The 19,077-nt window shown below is 33.5% G+C and carries 17 protein-coding genes and 1 pseudogene; 7 read left to right on the forward strand and 11 right to left on the reverse strand.

Annotated features, from left to right (window positions below):
- Together CCY98_RS02045 and CCY98_RS02050 are read left to right on the forward strand one after the other, a co-directional pair.
- Complete coding sequence (locus tag CCY98_RS02045; RefSeq protein ID WP_112056931.1) at nucleotides 1-717, forward strand: amino acid ABC transporter permease; 717 nt, start codon at nucleotides 1-3, stop codon at nucleotides 715-717.
- Nucleotides 714-1,466 carry an amino acid ABC transporter ATP-binding protein gene (locus CCY98_RS02050; RefSeq protein ID WP_112056932.1) on the forward strand — a complete coding sequence of 251 codons (753 nt, stop codon included), beginning with the start codon at nucleotides 714-716 and terminating at the stop codon, nucleotides 1,464-1,466. The genes CCY98_RS02045 and CCY98_RS02050 overlap by 4 nt, the downstream gene beginning before the upstream one ends.
- Nucleotides 1,467-1,479: 13 nt before the next feature.
- On the opposite strand, the gene CCY98_RS02055 is transcribed toward CCY98_RS02050, so the two are convergent.
- From CCY98_RS02055 to purD, 5 genes are read right to left on the reverse strand one after another with little or no spacing between them, the layout of a single operon-like run.
- Nucleotides 1,480-3,627, reverse strand: a complete 2,148-nt coding sequence (locus tag CCY98_RS02055; RefSeq protein WP_112056933.1) for a polyribonucleotide nucleotidyltransferase — start codon at nucleotides 3,625-3,627, stop codon at nucleotides 1,480-1,482.
- Nucleotides 3,628-3,642: 15 nt separating this feature from the next.
- A complete protein-coding gene (locus tag CCY98_RS02060; RefSeq protein WP_112056934.1) occupies nucleotides 3,643-4,320 on the reverse strand; it encodes a phosphoribosyltransferase family protein in 678 nt (225 codons plus the stop codon).
- Between the two features lie 17 nt (nucleotides 4,321-4,337).
- Complete coding sequence (locus tag CCY98_RS02065; protein ID WP_258437888.1) at nucleotides 4,338-6,473, reverse strand: LptA/OstA family protein; 2,136 nt, start codon at nucleotides 6,471-6,473, stop codon at nucleotides 4,338-4,340.
- A gap of 9 nt (nucleotides 6,474-6,482) precedes the next feature.
- Nucleotides 6,483-6,938: an RDD family protein gene (locus tag CCY98_RS02070; RefSeq protein ID WP_112056936.1), complete on the reverse strand. Its 456-nt coding sequence runs from the start codon at nucleotides 6,936-6,938 to the stop codon at nucleotides 6,483-6,485.
- Nucleotides 6,938-8,197, reverse strand: a complete 1,260-nt coding sequence (gene purD / locus CCY98_RS02075) for a phosphoribosylamine--glycine ligase (protein WP_112056937.1) — start codon at nucleotides 8,195-8,197, stop codon at nucleotides 6,938-6,940. The genes CCY98_RS02070 and purD overlap by 1 nt, the downstream gene beginning before the upstream one ends.
- A 371-nt stretch (nucleotides 8,198-8,568) precedes the next feature.
- Between purD and CCY98_RS02080 the strand changes: the two genes are divergently transcribed.
- Nucleotides 8,569-9,066: a c-type cytochrome gene (locus tag CCY98_RS02080; RefSeq protein WP_112056938.1), complete on the forward strand. Its 498-nt coding sequence runs from the start codon at nucleotides 8,569-8,571 to the stop codon at nucleotides 9,064-9,066.
- 65 nt (nucleotides 9,067-9,131) lie between these two features.
- On the opposite strand, the gene CCY98_RS02085 is transcribed toward CCY98_RS02080, so the two are convergent.
- The 6 genes and pseudogenes from CCY98_RS02085 to CCY98_RS02110 form a co-directional block, all read right to left on the reverse strand.
- Entirely contained in the window at nucleotides 9,132-9,893 is a 762-nt protein-coding gene (locus CCY98_RS02085) for an AAC(3) family N-acetyltransferase (RefSeq protein ID WP_258437893.1), read from the reverse strand.
- A gap of 47 nt (nucleotides 9,894-9,940) precedes the next feature.
- Nucleotides 9,941-10,660, reverse strand: a complete 720-nt coding sequence (locus CCY98_RS02090; protein ID WP_112056939.1) for a hypothetical protein — start codon at nucleotides 10,658-10,660, stop codon at nucleotides 9,941-9,943.
- Entirely contained in the window at nucleotides 10,660-10,890 is a 231-nt protein-coding gene (locus CCY98_RS02095; RefSeq protein ID WP_112056940.1) for a phosphopantetheine-binding protein, read from the reverse strand. The genes CCY98_RS02090 and CCY98_RS02095 overlap by 1 nt, the downstream gene beginning before the upstream one ends.
- Nucleotide 10,891: 1 nt before the next feature.
- Nucleotides 10,892-11,161, reverse strand: coding sequence for a winged helix-turn-helix domain-containing protein (locus CCY98_RS08565; protein ID WP_258438088.1), 270 nt, complete (start codon nucleotides 11,159-11,161; stop codon nucleotides 10,892-10,894).
- A pseudogene (locus CCY98_RS08510) lies at nucleotides 11,138-13,858 on the reverse strand (DUF4910 domain-containing protein); the annotation flags it as partial. The gene CCY98_RS08565 and the pseudogene CCY98_RS08510, both read right to left, overlap by 24 nt.
- 9 nt (nucleotides 13,859-13,867) lie before the next feature.
- Nucleotides 13,868-15,463 (reverse strand): ABC-F family ATP-binding cassette domain-containing protein, encoded by a 1,596-nt coding sequence (locus CCY98_RS02110; RefSeq protein ID WP_112056941.1) that lies wholly within the window; start codon nucleotides 15,461-15,463, stop codon nucleotides 13,868-13,870.
- Nucleotides 15,464-15,798: 335 nt separating this feature from the next.
- Between CCY98_RS02110 and CCY98_RS02115 the strand changes: the two genes are divergently transcribed.
- From CCY98_RS02115 to pstB, 4 genes are read left to right on the forward strand one after another with little or no spacing between them, the layout of a single operon-like run.
- On the forward strand, nucleotides 15,799-16,626 hold the full coding sequence (locus CCY98_RS02115; RefSeq protein ID WP_112056942.1) for a substrate-binding domain-containing protein: 828 nt from the start codon (nucleotides 15,799-15,801) through the stop codon (nucleotides 16,624-16,626).
- Nucleotides 16,626-17,474 (forward strand): phosphate ABC transporter permease subunit PstC, encoded by an 849-nt coding sequence (gene pstC, locus CCY98_RS02120; RefSeq protein WP_112056943.1) that lies wholly within the window; start codon nucleotides 16,626-16,628, stop codon nucleotides 17,472-17,474. Before CCY98_RS02115 ends, pstC begins: the two co-directional genes overlap by 1 nt.
- Nucleotides 17,471-18,301, forward strand: a complete 831-nt coding sequence (pstA, locus tag CCY98_RS02125) for a phosphate ABC transporter permease PstA (protein WP_112056944.1) — start codon at nucleotides 17,471-17,473, stop codon at nucleotides 18,299-18,301. The genes pstC and pstA overlap by 4 nt, the downstream gene beginning before the upstream one ends.
- A complete protein-coding gene (pstB, locus tag CCY98_RS02130) occupies nucleotides 18,301-19,059 on the forward strand; it encodes a phosphate ABC transporter ATP-binding protein PstB (protein ID WP_112056945.1) in 759 nt (252 codons plus the stop codon). The genes pstA and pstB overlap by 1 nt, the downstream gene beginning before the upstream one ends.
- Nucleotides 19,060-19,077 lie beyond the last annotated feature (18 nt).

Here is a 19,077-nt window from a genome sequence, read left to right on the forward strand (position 1 = left end):
ATGCAATTATTTGACTTCGACTATGCTCTAGGTGCCATTCCCACTTTATTAAAAGGAGTTCCAATCTCCTTAGCCATCGCCATTATTGGCTTTATATTGGGCGCTATTTTAGGATTAATCTTAAGTTTAATAAGAATTTATAGAATTCCTATTTTATTTCAATTGGCAACACTTTATATTTCTTTTTTTAGGGGAATTCCTGTCTTAGTTCAAATCTTTCTAGCCTATTATGGTATCCCCTTAGTGCTTAGGTATTTTAATTATCAATATAATTTAAACATTGATATTTCGGGTATCGATGCTATTTATTTTATGTATCTTGTGTATGCGTTATATTGTTCTGCATACCTTAGTGAGATTTTTAGAAGCTCTATCTTAAGCATAGACAAAGGACAATTAGAAGCCGCTTATAGCGTTGGAATGAGCACCACCCAAGCATTATTTATTATTATTCTACCACAAAGTATGCTTTTAGCCTTGCCTAATATTTTAAATTTTTTTATTATGCTTATCAAAGAAACTTCGTTGGTATTTGCTGCTTCAGTTCCAGAAATAATGGGCATAGCAACATTAGAAGCTGATAGAAGTTCTAAATTTTTGGAAGTCTATATCATAGCTGCACTTATTTATTGGGTTATTAGCATTGTTTTGGAAAAAAGCTTTGCCATACTTGAAGCAAAACTCATCTCTTATAAAAAAGTTATGGGGAAATCATGATAAGCATTCAGAATTTAACTAAGAGCTTTCATAGTCATTTAGTTTTAAAAGATATTTCTTTAAATATCCAAAAAAATAAAACTTATGCTATTTTAGGACCAAGTGGATCAGGAAAAAGCACACTTTTAAGATGTATCAATCTCCTTGAATGCGCTGATAGTGGAACTATGCTTTTAAATAATATTAAAATTGACTTCTCCCATAAAATCAAAAAGCAGGACTTAATTAAAATTAGAAAAAATACGGGAATGGTTTTTCAAAATTACAATCTTTTTGCTAACAAAACTGCACTCCAAAATATCACACAATCTCTAATCACAGTGCATCAATACAGCAAGGCTGAAGCAGAAAATATTGCTTATGGATATTTAAAAATGGTTGGTTTAGAAGATAAAGCTAATCGCTATCCTAGTATGCTAAGTGGAGGACAGCAACAAAGAATAGGCATAGCTAGAGCTTTAGCTTTTAATCCTGAGGTTATACTCTTTGATGAGCCAACTTCCGCACTTGATCCTGAGCTTGTAGATGAAGTCTTAAATGTTATCAAAATGATTCAAAACAAAACAATGATTCTAGTAACGCACGAGCTTAATTTTGCAAGGAAAATAGCAGATAGAATCCTCTTTATGGCTGATGGGGAGATTCTAGAAGATGCAACTCCCGAAGAATTTTTTACAAAACCCAAAACACAAAGGGCTAGGCAATTTTTGGATAAATTTACAAAAATGGATTGTGAATATATTATCTAAGCCCAAAATGAAATTAGGCTAGAATCTGCAATAGTTTTAACTCCACTTTGTTTTTACTAAGCGATAACACTTCAACTTCCACATTATCGCCCTCTTTTAAAACATCAGAAACTTTTTGTTCGCGATTATTCGTGATTTTTGAAATATGCAATAGTCCATCATAGCCTTTTGGCAACTCCACAAATGCACCAAACTCCACGATCTTTTTCACTTTACCTTGATAAATATCACCAATCTTATAAAGCTCTTGAGGATTTTTTATGATTTTTAAAATGTGCATTTTAGCCGCTTCTACTTTTTCTTTATTGCTTCCACTGACTTTTACTTCACCATTTTCACGATTCAAATCCACTGCAACGCTAAATTTTTCAATAATTTCTTTAATCGTTCTCCCTGCTTGTCCAATCACATCAATAATTTTGCTAGGCTCAATTGAAAAAATTTGCAAGCTTGGCAAAACCGATTCATTAAGTACGATTTTTTCTTTTGCCTCTTCCATTAAATCCAAAATATGATTTCGCGCTTCTTTGGCTTGTGTTAATGCCCTTTGCAAAATTTCACTCTTAAGCCCACCTAGCTTAATATCCATTTGCATTGCTGTGATTCCTCTCCTAGAACCAGCAATCTTAAAGTCCATATCACCATCGTGATCTTCTAAACCCATAATATCAGTTAAAATCGCATATTTATCATTCTCACACACAAGTCCCATTGCCACTCCGGCAATTAAACTTGTGCATTTAATCCCAGCAGCAGCTAACGCTAAAGATCCACCACAAACCGTTGCCATAGATGAAGAACCATTGGATTCTAAAATTTCAGAAACAAGGCGAATCGTCTTTAAATCTCCATTAATCACACTTGCTTCCAAGGCTCTTTTAGCAAGATTCCCGTGTCCTAGCTCTCTTCTACCAGGCGCAGAAATACTACTTGCCTCCCCAACGCTAAAGGGCGGGAAGTTATAATGCACCATAAAACGCTCTTTTAGTGGTGCTTTATCCGTAAGTAATTCATAACTTTGTGCATCCATTTCTCCACCCAAAGTAGCCACCACCAAAGCCTGCGTTTGCCCACGCGTAAAAAGTGCACTTGAGTGTGCATTAGGCAGAAAATTTGTTTCAATGCTAATTGGACGCACTTCTTTTAATCCTCTCCCATCAGCCCTTTTGGATTCTTCTAAAATCATTGCCCTAATAATCTCTCGCTTAATTTTTAACACACTCTCTAACGCACATTTTTCAAGCGATTCTATCTCTTTTAGATTCTTCTCTTCCCATTCTTTTTGGATTTTTTTGGCAAAAGCGTGTAAAAGGCTATTGCGTTCTGTCTTAGAGAGACTTTGAATAATACTTTTTAGTTCTTCTAAATGTGATTCTTTAATGTATTCCACAATCTCACTTGAAACAAAACTTTTTCTTTTATTTTCTAAAACTATTGGAGTTTTCACAAATTCTTTAAAAGATTCCTCAAGCGCTTGACTTCTTTGAGAAATTGCCTTTTTAGCCATTTCCAAAACTTCAATCATCTCTTCTTCGCTCAATTCATTAGCACTAAACTCTGCATTCTCTCGATGAATAGCAACTCCCCCAAAACTTCTCATTTCAATCATCAATAATTCTTCTCTAACGCCACTTACAAATAAATCCAATGTGCTCTCTTCTAGCTCTTTTAAGCTAGGATTTATCACAAACTCGCCCCCTATTCTCCCAATCCTCACAGCACTCACAGGAAAACTTAGCGGAATCTCGCTCACATAAAGTGCTGCACTTGCAGCATTTAGCGCTAAAAGCTGTAAATCCGCATCTTCATCAGCACTCAAAACCATAAGGGTAATTTGTGTAGGATAACAATAATCTTTTGGGAAAAGCGGTCTTAAACTTCGATCTACAATTCTAGCACTCAAAGTTTCAAAATCACCAGGCTTAGCTTCTCTTTTGATGTAACCACCAGGAAACTTCCCTGCTGCATAAGCTTTTTCAATGTATTGAACTGTTAAGGGCAAAAAATCTTCTTCTATAACTTCTTGCGTGTCAATGGCTATAGTTGCCAATACAACATTATTTCCACTTTGCAAATAAACACTACCACTGCATTGTTTTGCAAACTTATCAAAAATATATTTTTCTTCTTTTTCTAAAAACGATAAAGTTACTTGTCCCATTTTTACTCCTTAGGCTTATGATTGTATTTTTGAAAAAATTTCTTCTATCATACTTGGTTTAACAGGCGGATAATCCTTGTAGTAATAGTCAATATCTACAAATGTTTTAGTTTTATAAAGACAAAATACCCCATCAGTTACTTCCTCCATTGCCTTAGCAACTTCATAGGGCGCCACTGGTGTTGCAAAATAAATTGTTTTTGCTTGTAAAGTCGTAACAGATTTTATTGCAGAAAGTGCTGTTAAACCACTATCAATCCCATCATCTACTAACAAAACACGCTTATTTTTAAGTGAAATAAGCGGATTTCCCTTGCGATATTGATAGATAAGTGGAAGCATTTTATCTTCATATTGCCGTTGCACTTCCCCATAAATATAATCCAAACTAATCCCAAAAGAACGCACTAATGCTTCACTAATAACAACATCGTGAGTTTCTGTTGCCATAGCAATTTCACACTCAGGATTATTAGGAGCAAGAATTGGGGCAGTAAAGAGAAATGCCAAAGGTGCTTTGATAGCTTGTGCTAAGGAGTTTGCCAACAAGATTCCATTAAAAGAGATTCCAACCACAATACAATCTTGATTTTCAAAAAAGCTAAGTGGCATATTATTGAGTAATTTTTGCAATGCATCATTGCGATTTTCAAACAATGCCTTGCGCATTAAAGAATGTGTCATACCGCCCATAATTTCTCCATTACTAGCTAATTTCCTAATTTCACATCACTGCTTAAGAGCGGAACAAATTTGATAGTTAAGAGAACATATTTATCATCTCTTGCTTCAGCCCCCCTTGAGGTTAGCACAGGATAAATTTCACTCACATATTTTATTCCAAAGGAAAAGCACCGAATTTGCGTATCAATTCCAACCTGCCAAGTTTTAAAATAGCGTTCTTTATAGTCATAACCAGCACCTGCAAACAAATCAAAACTTTCAAATTCTTTTCTAAAATTCACATTAATATAATTTGCCTCTCCGAACCTGCCATTTAACAAATCCTCATGCGCAAAATCCTCTCGCATAAAGTGTCCAAAACTTGCACTAACATAATCACTTTCATAGTTTATTTGATGTGTTGCTTCAGAGATTCTTCCCTTTTTGTGCGAATAAAAAATATCACTTAAAAAGCTCCATTGATAATCTAAAAAATACTGAACTTCATTTTCTAGTTCTCCTAATTTTTCTCCACCATCTTTCAAATAAAAATATTGCTCCATCTTGTGAGATAAAATCAAAGAATTATCTAAAGTATAAAAATGCTGCTTTCCACTTACTCTTAGCTCTTGTCTCTCCCCAGGCAAAGTAAAAAAGTTTGTAAAATCACCTGCCTTATTTTCAAATCCAGGCAAAATATATTCTGCCTCCAAGCTAAGCGTGTGCCCAAAATGATCGTATTTTTTAACCAAATCTGTATTGAGTTTGATTTGATAATATTGACTTAAATACCTGCCATCTTTTAAATGCAACCCATTTCCCACATTAGAATAATCCACACTCGTGCCATAAAAAGTAGGTGAAAGCGAAAAATTAGCAAAATCATTCCACAAACTCTGTGTGTAAATAATAGGCAACTTGGCTTCTTGCTGGATAGCACGATAACCAATAGGACGCGTAAAATGATTTGCTTTGTAATCAAAAGTGTAGTATAAATTATCTATTAAAATATTTTCAATTTGACGATGGTATTGAATCTGCGGTAAAGTTTGCAGAGTTCTAGCATTACTTGTTTGCTCCAAATCCGAATAATATCTCGCAGAAAATCCCAAATAATCTTCACTGCTTTTAAGATAATAATTCATTCTAGAAGTGAGTAAATTTCCTTGTAAATCCGCTGTATTTTGAGCATTCTTATCTTGCAATCTAAAATAATCAATATCTGAAATCTGTGAAATATCAAGATATAACCCATCTTCATAAAAATAATCAGATTCTTTAGAAAAAAGATTCTCGCGACCATATTTTAATTGAAATCCATAATGCTCACGATTCTCTAAATCATAGGTTTGTTGATAAGATTTACTATTAGCAAAAAACCCTAAATTAGCCCATAAAATCTCATCTTTATCATCAATAATGCGAAATTCATTATAAAATCCACCACCCCTTTTAGTTCGAATCTGTGGTGCAAAAGTCATATCCCAATTATCATCTGGGGCTATGAAAACAGGTTGCGAATAAATCAATCCATCATCACTAGAATTCCCAACAATAGGATAAAGCAAACCTGATTTTCTTTTATAGCCTAGCGAAAAAGACAAATAAGGAAAATAAAGCACAGGCACATCATAAACGCAAAGGTATGGATGCCAAATTGTTAGCCATTCTTGATTAGCATCATATTCTCCCTCTTTTGCCTTGATTTTCCATATGGGATTATTCACGCTACAAGTAGAAACATTAGCTTCTTTAATTTGATAGACATTGTTATTAAATTCCGCACTTTGAGAATCCACCCACAAACCACTCTCAGAATCCTGCAGATAAAAAGGCTCTAAAAACGAATAATCTTCTTGGAGTTTAATTTTAACTTCTTCAGATTTTAGATAAAGTGAATTTCCTTTATAAGCATTAACATTCCCACTTAAAATAATTTCTTGATTTTGTGTATCATAAACAGCCTTATTTGCCGTAACAAAATAATCAAGATTGATAATAGTTACATGCCCTTTACCGATAATTTCCGTTTTGCTATATTCCATATCATCGGCTAAAAATTCAAAAATTGATTCTTGTTTATTATTAAATTGTTTGATAGCCGCCCTTGCTTCCACATCACTTGAAATCAAAGCAAGAGCTGCAACCAAACTTAATGTAAAAATTTCCTTTTTTATTATCATTAACATACTTTAGAGACTAACTACAATAGTTTTTGCAACCTTATCGTGCAAAGCTTGTCTGATTCTATTTTCAAAAATCAACAAAAAGGGTAAATACATTAAAATTTCACTCAAAAGCCTAAAAAATGATCTAATAAAGGCTTGTTTCATCTTAGGATTATCCAGCAATTCAACTTCTATAACGCGGATTCTTACTACTATTTTTCCTATGGTAGCTCCATAAAAATGCACAAAAAACCATTGATAAAGAAGTTTAATGAGATACAGCGCCATCCAAGAGCTTGAAACAATACTTAACATTACCTCTGTGTCTTGCGCATTTTGTGCGATTCTATCCCAATTAATCCCTATAAGAATCATAGAAACCAATAAATCATCAACCATAAAGGCAACAAATCTTTTCCACAAGGGCGCAAGCTTTATCTCTTCTCTTGCAAGTGTTTCTTCAATTTTTTCAATATCCATTACTTTCCTAACACTTGATACGCAATATCTTTACGATATTGCATACCCTCAAAATGAACTTCACTTACTTTAGCATAGGCATTCTTTACTGCTTCTTGGACACTTTGACCCTTTCCTACACAAACCAAAACTCTCCCACCACTAGCAATAAGCTCTCCATTCTCACTATTCACTCCTGCAAAAGAAATAAGAGAATCTTTGGAATGATTTTCTAAAATCGTAATTTTTGCTTTTTTAGAGCTTTTATAAGGATAATCTTTAGAAGCCACCACAACCCCCACACAAACACTATCTTCTAATTCATAATGGACAGATTTTAAATCCCCACTTGCACAACCCAAAAAGCAATCTAGCAAACCACTTTTAAAAAGTGGCATTAGCACTTCACACTCAGGATCGCCAAAACGAACATTAAATTCTAACAAATAAGGCTTATCTTTAACTACCATAATCCCACAAAACAAAGCACCACTAAAAGGATTTCCCTCCTTTTCCATTCCTGCTAAAGTTGGTAAAATAATGCTCTCTTTTACTGCTTTAATTAATTCAGAACTAGCAAGTGGAGAAGGCGCATAAGCCCCCATTCCACCAGTATTTGGACCTCTATCTCCATCTAATAATCTCTTATGATCTTGCGCAGCAGGCAAGACAATAAAATCCTTGCCATCACACATTGCAAAAACCGATAACTCAAAACCATCTAAAAATTCCTCAATCACCACCTTTTTGCCAGAATCTCCAAAACTCTTGCCCTCAAGCATATCTTGCACTACACTTTTGGCTTCCTCATAACTTTGTGTGATTACCACACCTTTTCCTGCACACAAGCCATCTGCTTTTACAACAATAGGCAAATTTAAAGAATCAATAAAATCACACGCTTCCTCATAGTCTTGCGTTTGAATAAATTGCGCTGTTGGGATTTCATATTTTTTTGCAAACTCTTTCATATAAGCTTTAGAACCCTCCAATCTAGCAGCTGCTTGACTTGGACCAAAGGTTAAGATTCCATTCTCTCGCAATTTATCTGCCAACCCCTCCACTAAAGGCGCTTCAGGTCCAATAATCACCAAACCAATTTTCTGCGTAATTGCAAATTCAACAAACTCATCATCATCTTTAAAATCAATATTTTTGCCAAGCTTACTTGTCGCTCCATTTCCCGGATAAAAATAAATCCCATCGATTCGACATTCTCTCTGCAACGCTAAACCAATAGAATACTCTCTGCCACCACTTCCAACAATAACGATTTCCATCTTTTACAACCCTTAGAATTTGATTTTTACAATACCTAAAAACTTAGGAATTATAAAAAGCAAAAACCCAAGTGGGCGCTTATAATTGTGTAAGCCCTAAAAAATTTAAGGATTCTAGCCATAAGTTCTTTATTAGGCGGCAGATTCTCGTCTCAACTTAAGAGACTAATAGCGAAAACACCATCACACAAAAGAATCTATACAACTAGCAATATTTGATGTGTTGGACTCCAAAAAAATAAATCGCGTTCCACTCAGGCAATAAAATTATAAAACATCCTAGCTAAAAGTAGCTTTTAATTTTTAACAATTAACTACAAAATTAGTATTTTTTTGGCACAATACCTTAACTAAAATCTTAGGAGAATATTATGATAAAAAAAATTTTTGCTTCTACCCTTTTAAGTCTTAGCTTACTTAATGCAAATGAATGTGTATGTTTTGAACTAAAAGGGGAATTTGGGGAAGAAATCAAAGCGATTTTAAAAAAATATTCCAAAAATTTAGGTTCTAAAGATATTCAAGTTATCAGAGAAGATGCGGATTTAACCATTCAAGAAAAAAGCTTTTTAGAGAGTCTTATTGGGACAGGTGAAGTCGCCTCCTCTAACCAAAAAAATGATCTTGAAAATGGCAAAAAACTTTATAATCGCGATTGTGCTAGTTGTCATGGAGAAAAAGGAGAAATTGCAGTTGCTAAAAAAACTCCTATTAACACTTGGAGCGCACAAGATATAGCTGATGAAATCAAAAGCTATCAAAATCAAGACTTCCAAGGACAATCTCGCTTTATTAAAAATCAAATCGCCCAAAGATACACCAAAAAAGATATGGAAGATGTCGGTGCTTATGTGGAGAGCCTAAAATAATTTAGCTCTCCATTTTTGCTTTTATTTCTTTTAATCTTTATCTAATGAATTACTTCATAGATAAATCAATCCACTTCCGCCAAAATTACTTCTTTACCATCTTTAAAAACATAATTTCTTCTAGGCGCATTCTGAAGTAAAATATAAGGCGATTCTAAAAGCCTTTGTGTAATATATTTAAAAAAAGGTTGCGCATAAAAATGATAAATTTTTCCACCCCCAAAATCAATCACTTTAATAATGCCCTTAGCAATCATTTCATCTTGAACGCGAAAAAAATTTACCTTTAATGTTTCGCCCAAAGGAAGGCAAAAATGATAAAAACTATCCTCTACCTCCCCAAAATTCCCAATAACTTTTCCAAAAAAAGGCTTAAAATATCTATATTTTACCCCAAATATCGCTTCAACAAATACCATAAAAGTGCAAACCCTAATATCTATTCCCAAAAACATCATCAACGCATTTTGCTCCAAAAGTCTTCCATAAACGCTATTTTTGCAAAAAGGATTATTTTCTATTTCATTTGGCATAAGTATCTCTTGTATATCTTGACCCATGCCACAAAAACCAAACATTGGATGAGTGCTTCTTGTAACACCATGGCTTCTAAAAGTTTCACTCAAGATTCCAACCTCGCTTTTTAGTGTCCTTAAATCTGCAAATTTAGTTTTTGGAAAACTATAATTAAAACAAGGCATTATTAAATTATTTGAATATTCGCTTAAAATATTAAGCCAAATTCTTGGTATATCTCTAAAATTTTCTCCCTCTAATTTTCCAAGATTTTGCAAAGCGCTATGACAAAGAATAATTTTATTATTCAATAACAAATCCTGAGATAATTGCCTTATTTCATTTTGAGTATATTTTCTCACAAAAACTCTCCATAATGTGCTACTATTTCTTTATAGATCCGATAAGTTTCTTCTTTGAATTTTAATTGCTTCCAAGGCTTTCTGCTCAATAAATTCCACTCTATTTTTTTTAAGAAATCAACTTTTTCTTTTTCACTTAATAGATCAATGCATTGATGATTTAATGAATCGCGCAAAGATCTTGCCAAGATTTCCATAAGTTGAAAAATAAATATAAACAAGGGATAGCACAAAAGCTCTTTTAAACTTTCACTCAACTGTTTTTTTAAATCATCTTGATACTCGCGAACTAAAGTGCATCGATGGTTAGCACTAGAGCTAAAAAATAAATCCATTAGGCTAACAGGATAAAAATCTAAAATATCTCCATAAATATTTACTATAGGAAAATAAGGATAAATTCTACAAATCAAAGGTCTCAAGTAATGCGGGTTACACAACCCCCCACACTCACAAGAAAGATAATACAAAACTAATTTCTTATCTCCAAAACTAAACTCTTCTTTTCTATATTTTTGTGTAATATTCTGTATCCCACCTTGACTTTTGTAATATAAAAATTCACCCTCAAGCATAGGCAATATTACAGCTTTCTTATGAAGCAACTTAAAATAATCTCCAAAAAAATTCTTACAGCAATAACCATCGCAAGTCAAATAACAATCTTTAAAAGAAACAAAATCTTTGCTATAAATACTATTCCAATTAATTTCCATTATTTTGCCTCTTTAATATTTCTGACAATTTCACAAAACCCATCAAGACTACTAAATTCTTCTGGTTCATATTCACTTAAATCCAAGTCAATTCCAATCCTCTCTTCCAAAAATTCAAGTAACTCTAAAAATCCAATAGAATCAAGTCCTTCATTACCAAAAAGCTTCCCATCTTCACATTTTCTATCACATTCTTTTAAAAACTCCAAAACAATTTGCTTTATTTCCATTTTAATCCTTTTTTATCAATCCATTCTCTACAAATTTACAAATCCAATCTTCCATATCCAAAAGATAAAAACCACATTTTTCAGCAATCTCTATCAAATCTAGCTTACCATCACAATACATCAATAAATTCCTCATATCCTTAATTGTATTAAAAGTTTCTTTGGTGGAAAGATTTGGATAAAGCCCCCTTTTGCCAAGTTGGGGTTCGCATAAAATAGTATTTTTATAAACACCATTAAGCTCAATAAGCTTCAAAATATCCCTAACCATCTCAAATCCACCCTGCAATCCTTTAGAACTAATAAAAGATAAATCATCTAGAGAAGTATGGTATTGAGGGTATTCCCCAAACTTACTCCGCATTAGAGTGCAAAAAGGCAAATCCACACCTGGAGCACAATATTGCCTCTCATCACTACCTCTTTGCAAATAAGAATAATGTTTATAATTTGGGTATTTTGTTTTTAAAAAATGCTTTGCTGATCTGTCTGCTAAATTATTACCTTCTCTTGATTCAAGATAAGAATAATCGCCTTCATCACCTATACAAGTCAAGACAAATCCTGCTATACATTTTTTCTTTAATGCTTCTAAATGTTAGCTTAAATAATAAATAGCACCAATAGTTTCTGGCAAAAATAAAATGCGATAAGTATAGTAATTTTGAATCTGATTTAAATATTTTGCCAAATAAGTCGCCACACAAATTCCAGAGAGTTCGTTATTTGCCATTTGTGGATGACAGATATAAGTGCTAAGCACAATTTCTTTCTCACTTTTTCCTTTTATTACTACTTCTCCATAACTCATAGATCCAACCTCCAAGACAGAATCAATCACTACTTCAAATTTCTCTTTAGAATCGCCAAATTTATTTTCTAACTCTTCTCTTAGCTCATCACTCAAGCAAAATCCCCAATATTCTTTATAATAAGAAGTAACATAAGGGATAGCTCCTCTTTGATCCTTTAGGCTGTGTAAATGTAAATCTAACTCCCTAAAATTCAAATACTTTCTCACTGGAATTGAATACCCAACTAAATGCAAATTGTTTTCTTTGAAATCACAAATTTTATCTCCATTTGGAGTTACAATATAAGCTTCTTTTACATTCCATTCCTTTGGAATCTCCCAATCAAAAGCTTTAGTTCCACTTGGAATCTCATAAACTTTTAACTTCCCATTTAAAATTTTATTAACCTCTTTTAAAGTCTCTCTATTTCCATTCCCACTCAAAGATCGCGGAATCTTAAAAATATCGCAAGCAAACCCATACATTAGATCTCCAAACTCTAAATTCTCATTATTCTGACATTGCAAATCTTTTTGATTGATGGATTGATGTAGATTTTGCCCTTTTAGTTTGCAATTCTTAGCTTCCATGCTTTTTTGATCTGTGCTTAAAATAACTTCAACTTGACTTCTAATTTGCTCTCTATCTATTTTCCCATTGCTATTAAGGGGAAATTTTTCAAGACCAATAATTTTGACTGGAATCATATAATTTGGAAGTTTTTCTTTACAAAAATCCAATATTTTTTGACTTTCTGCTAAATTTGATTCTATTACACCCACAATATTTGTAAGTCCATCTTTTTTGATTACCACGCTCACACTTTGATTTTTACTAGCCTCTCTTAAAACATTGTCAATCTCCAAAAGCTCTACGCGAAAGCCTTGAATCTTCACTTGAAAATCAACACGACCCAAAAAGCAATACACTTCCTTATCGCAAACTTTTTTTAAAACCCCTAAATCACCTGTTTTATACCACCAAATACCTTCTTCATACACAAATTTCTGCCTAGTTTTTTGAGCATCATTTAAATAACCTTGTGCAATTTGATTCCCACCAAGCCAAATTTCCCCCTTCTGTCCCTTTGGCACCTCTTTACCCTCTTTATCTCTTAAACTCGCATAAAGCCCACTAAAAGGAATCCCTAGAGGAACAATAGATTCTTTACAATCTCTATAATTATAAGACATAAAGGCTATTGTTGCTTCTGTTGGACCATAAAGATTTTCTACTACACTTTTTGGACAAGCTTCGCTCCAAAGTTTTGCATTTAAGTTTGGAAACTCCTCACCACAAAAAAGAGACAATCTAAGGTTTGGCATACTATTTGGCTTAAGAGCCTTAAACTTCACAAGGTAAGAAATAAGAGAGGGCACAGCAAAGAATACACTCAAATTTTTTTGAACAATAAACCTGATAGGATTCAACAAAGATTGCTTGGGAATCACACACAAAGTCGCTCCGCTTAAAAAGGCGCAAAAAATATCGTGCATTGATAAATCAAAAGTAATATCAAAAAAATTAGAGATTCTATCATTGCTATTAAAACAATATTTTTCAAGCATTCTCATGGTATAAACAAAAAGATTATCACGGCTTACCATAACACCCTTTGGCTCTCCAGTGCTACCTGAAGTAAAAAGCAGGTATGCAGTAATACTAGAATCGTTGTTAAAATTTAATTTTTCAAATATATTTAATTGTTTTTTTAGGGCTTTAGGAATGGCTATAAAATGTAATTTGGGAAATCTCTTGGGTAAATCTCCTAACTCCTCTACCAAAATCACCATTGATTCTAGCTCTTTTGCAATCACAATAAAAGAATCATAGCATTCCTTTCCCAAAAACATTACCGAAGCTTCACTTCGCCTTATCATAGACAAAAGTCTTTGGCTTGGAAATTTTGGATTTAATGGGACATAGGTTTGATAAGCTAAAACACAAGCAAGAATAGAAGTATAAACCAAAATGCTTCTAGAAGCAAAAATTAAGATTCTAGAATCATTTGCTAAAGTCCCACCCCCCTCCCGCACATTACAAATCAATGAAGCGAGAATTGTAGCTTCAGAATATAATTCCTTATAAGTTATCTTTGTTTTTTCTACTTCTAGGGCAATATTATTAGAATTTTTTTGAAACGATTCTTTTAAGACTTGAGACAAATTATCCATAAACTTCCCTTATGCTAAGCCTTGTGAAGCAAGATATTCTTCATAACTTCCACGGAAATCCACCACCTCATTGTTTTCTTTAAATTCAATAATACGATTTGCAAACGCATCAATAAGCTCTCTATCGTGGCTAACACAAATCACATTGCCACTATACTTATAAAGCGCTTCACCCAAAGCAATAATCGCCTCCAAATCCAAATGGTTTGTTGGCTCATCGAGAACTAAAAAGTTTCCCCCCTCAAGCATTAATTTACTAAGCATAATGCGATGTTTCTCACCACCACTTAGCGATCCTACGCTTTTTTCTTGCTCTTCACCGCTAAATAGCATTCGCCCCAAGGCATTGCGAATCTCTGTAGCTTCTCTTTTTTTATCAAATCCACGCAAATATTCATAAAGCGTTTCTTCTCCTCCAATCACTTCGGTAGTATTTTGAGGGAAATATCCTCTCTCAATTGTTGCTCCCCATTTAATCACACCACTTTGAGGTTTGAGTTTTTCACAAATGAGATCACAAAAGGTGCTTTTTCCAATCCCATTTCTGCCAATTAAAGCAATTTTATCGCCGGGTAAAATATCAAGCGATAAATCCTTCAACACGCACAAATCACCATAGCTAAATTGAAGTTTCTCTATATTTAAGGCTTCATTACCAATTTGACGATTCACCCTAAAGACAATGCTTGGGTCTCTGCGACTAGAGACTTCTAGGGCTTGAATATCTAGCTTTTCTAGCTGTTTTTGACGGCTTGTAGCTTGTTTGGCTTTAGAAGCATTAGCTGAAAATCTTGCAATAAAAGATTCTAATTCCTCTTTTTCTTTGAGCTTTTTATTTCGCTCCATTTCTTGTTGTTTGGCAATCAAAGTTGATGCAATATACCAATCATCATAATTCCCACTAAATTCCCTAACATTTCTAAAATCTAAATCCAAAATATGAGTGCAAACACTATTCAAAAAATGCCTATCATGGCTAATAACCACTAAAGTCCCTTCGTGGCGTTTTAACTGCTCTTCAAGATAGCTAATGGCTCTTAAATCAAGATTGTTAGTTGGCTCATCTAAAAATAAAATGTCAGGCTTAGGGAATAAGACTTGCGCTAAAAGCACTTTAAACTTATCTCCACCCGTGAGTGTTTTCATTAAATCATTGTGAATCTTAGCAGGAAATCCTAAGTCTTCTAAAATCTTTTCAATCTGCACATCATATTCATAAGTAGGATCTTCTTCAGCGCAGATAATCTCTAATTCACCTAAACGCTCATTAACCTCATCGCTAAAGTCTCCCGCTTCATAAAGCTTTTCTTTTTCTTTAATAGCTTCATAAAGGCGTTTATTTCCATAAAGCACACAATCTTTGATACTAAAATCCTCAAAAGCAAACTGATTTTGTCCCAAAACCCCGAGTCTAGTACCGGCATTAAAGGCAATATCCCCGCTACTAGGCTCAATTTCACCACTTAGAATCTTCAAAAAAGTAGATTTACCAGCACCATTAGCACCTATAAGCCCATAGCGCTTCCCTTTGTCTAGTTTTAAATTGACATTTTCAAATAATTTTTTAGTTGCATAATGCATTGAAAGTCCAGTAATTTGAACCATAAAAAAATCCTTAAATTTATTAGAATAAAATTATACTATTTATTTTTGATAGGAATAATTTCTCCTTTGCAATTTTACAAAATAATTTTAAAACTTCTTTGTTTGATAATATCTTTTAAAGCCTTAAAAATTAAAGCATTACCCTAATTACCTTTAATATGCAGATTGTTATTACGCAAAAACCATACAGGATATTCATTTGAGTATGAATGTTCATAAAAATAAATATAGATATTGTAGTATAAATCTTAAACTTTACAAAATCTTTACATTCTTAAAAATTAGATTTTACAATACTAGTTTATACTTCTAAATATTTTTATTTAGGAGTAAAAATGAAAAAGCATTTATTAGGAGTATTGGTAAGCTGTGCACTAAGTGGTGTATTAATGGCGCAAAATATTTTTCCTATTTCAAGAGAAATGGGTTCTGGGACAAGAGGAGCTTTTGTGGAGATTTTTGAAATTCATAAGGAAGTGAGAAATAAAAAAATCGATGCAACCACCAAAAAAGCAGAGATTACAAACTCAACAGGAGTGATGATAACAACTATTGCAAATTCTAAAAATTCCATTGGCTATATTTCCCTTGGTTCTCTAAATAACACAATTAAAGCTGTAAAAATCAATGGGGTATCGCCTAGTGTGCAAAATATCAACAACAAAACATATGCAATCTCACGCCCTTTTAATGTTGTTACAAAGGCTATGAATCCTGTAATTGAAGATTTTTTGAAATATGCCCTTTCAAAAGAGACTAAAGGGATTGTAGAAAAAGCAGGATATATTTCAATAGCAAAAGATTCCTATACTAGCATAAAACCTAGTGGGAAAATCATCATTGCAGGTTCTAGCTCTGTAACACCATTGATGGAAAAGCTCAAAGAATCTTATGAAAAAATCAATCCAAATGCAGAAATCGAAATCCAACAATCTGATTCAACCACAGGAGTAAATTCTGTAGTCGAGGGAATTGCAGATATTGGTATGGCTTCACGTGAGATTAAAAAAAGCGAGCTTAAAAAGGGGATTGACGCACAAGTTTTGGCTATTGATGGTCTAGCTGTGATTGTGAATAAGGAAAATCCGATTGATAATCTCAAAAAAGAAGAGGTGCAAAAAATATTTTTAGGCGAAATTACTTCTTGGGGACAAATTAAATAATGTATTTAAAAGAAAAGATTTTTAAAGGAGTTTTTGCCTTTTGTGCAATCATTTCTATTCTAGCAGTGGGAATGATTTGTTTGTTTTTGTTTGCTAATGCAATCCCCACAATCCATGAGATTGGATTTATTTATTTTGTTTTTGGAATGGATTGGTATCCAACAGAGGAGATTTTTGGAATCTTCCCTATCATTATAGGGAGTTTTTATGTGACGGCTTTAGCAATCTTTATTGGAGTGCCTATAGGTGTTTTAAGTGCTATTTATATCTCTGCATTTTGCCCCAGAACACTTAAGAAAATCATTATCCCAGCAGTAGAATTATTGGGCGCGATTCCTTCTGTTGTTTATGGATTTTTTGGATTAGTTGTTATTGTTCCGATTTTGGCAAATATTTTTAGCGGGATTCCAGGCAAAAGTGTTTTGGCAGCTTCTATTATTTTGGCAATTATGATTCTCCCAACGATTATTCTAGTCTCAAAAGCCGCTTTAGATTCTGTTCCAAAAAGTTATTGTGAGGGTGCATTAGCACTTGGTGCAAGCAAAGAGAGAAGCGTTTTTTTTGCTAGTCTTCCTGCTGCAAAAAGCGGAATCCTCTCATCGATTATTTTGGGTGTTGGGAGGGCTATTGGCGAGGCAATGGCAGTGATTATGGTTGCAGGTAACCAAGTGCAAATTCCAGAAAGTGTGCTTGATGGGGTTAGGACATTAACCACAAATATTGTGCTTGAAATGGGCTATGCAACAGATTTACACAAAGAAGTTTTAATAGCAAATGCGGTGGTTTTATTTGTGTTTATTTTATTAATCAATGCTTGTTTTAATGCACTAAAAAGGAAGACAAGATGAAAAAATCCAAAAGAGTGGATTATCTCTCTATTTGTTTATCGTGGTTGCTTAAGATTTCAATATTTAGCGTTTTATTTGTATTTTTTATTTTAATAGGATTTATTTGTTATAAAGGCATTATGTATTTGTCTTGGGATCTTTTTGAATGGGAATACACTAGCACCAATATTTCTATGATGCCAGCAATTATCAATACGATTAATATGGTGCTTTTATCCTTGGTGCTTGCCTTACCTTTGGGAATTTTTGGAGCTATTTTTTTAAGCGAATATGGGAATAAAAAAAGCAAGATTTTAAACTTAGTGCGAATCGCTTCAGATACTTTAGTTGGGATTCCTAGCATCGTGTATGGACTTTTTGGGTATTTGGCATTTGTAATTTATTTTGGCTTTAGGACAAGTTTTTTAGCTGGAGTTTTGACCTTGTCTATTATGATTTTACCTTTGATTTTGCGAAGTTCTGAGGAAGCATTAAAAGGTGTTCCTATGAGTTTTAGGGAGGCAAGTTTTGCCCTAGGGGCAGATAAGCTTAGAGTAATTTTTGCCATTATCATCCCTGCAGCAATCCCAGGAATCTTAGCAGGTGTAATTTTAAGTATTGGCAGAATCGTAGGCGAGAGTGCAGCACTACTTTATACTTCAGGAAGTGTAGCAAAAGTCGCTGGAATTATGGAATCTGGGAGAACCTTGAGTGTGCATATGTATGCAATTTCAAGCGAAGGCCAACATATCAATCAAGCTTATAGCACGGCAATGGTTTTGATTTTAATTGTTCTTGTGATTAATGCACTATCAAATCTAATAGCTAAAAAACTAACAAAGGGATAATGATGAAAGAAGAATGTTTTGATATTAAAAAAATGAATTTATATTATGGGAATTTTTTAGCCCTAAAAAATATTAATATGCAAATCAATAAAGGGAAAGTTACGGCTTTTATTGGTCCTAGTGGTTGTGGAAAATCAACTTTTATTAAAAGTCTTAATCGTATGAATGATTTGATAGAGGATTGCAAGATTGAAGGAAAAATACTTTTTGATGGCAAAAATATTTATAAAGATTACGATGTTAATATCTTACGCAAACGCGTTGGAATGGTATTTCAAAAGCCAAATCCCTTTCCGATGAGCATTTATGACAATATTACCTTTGGACCAAAAACACATGGGATTAAAAAAAAATCCAAGCTAGATGAAATCGTGGAGCAATCTTTAAAAGACGCAGCTTTATGGGACGATTTAAAAGACAGGCTTGATAAAAGTGCCTTAGAGCTTAGTGGAGGGCAGCAACAGAGGCTGTGTATTGCTAGGACACTTGCGGTGAATCCGGAAGTTATTTTGATGGATGAGCCAACAAGTGCGTTAGATCCTATCTCAACTTTAAAGATTGAAGAACTAATTATGCGACTTAAAAAAGAATACACCATTATAATTGTTACACATAATATGCAGCAAGCAGCTAGAATCTCTGATAAAACAGCTTTTTTCTTGCTTGGCGAAGTGATAGAATATGATGATACTAATAAGATTTTTAACAAACCAAAAAACAAAAAAACACAAGATTATGTAAGCGGAAGATTTGGATAATATGTTAAAATTTTGTTT

The organism is Helicobacter sp. 11-8110 (assembly GCF_003288905.1).
Classification (GTDB): Bacteria; Campylobacterota; Campylobacteria; order Campylobacterales; family Helicobacteraceae; genus Helicobacter_D; species Helicobacter_D colisuis.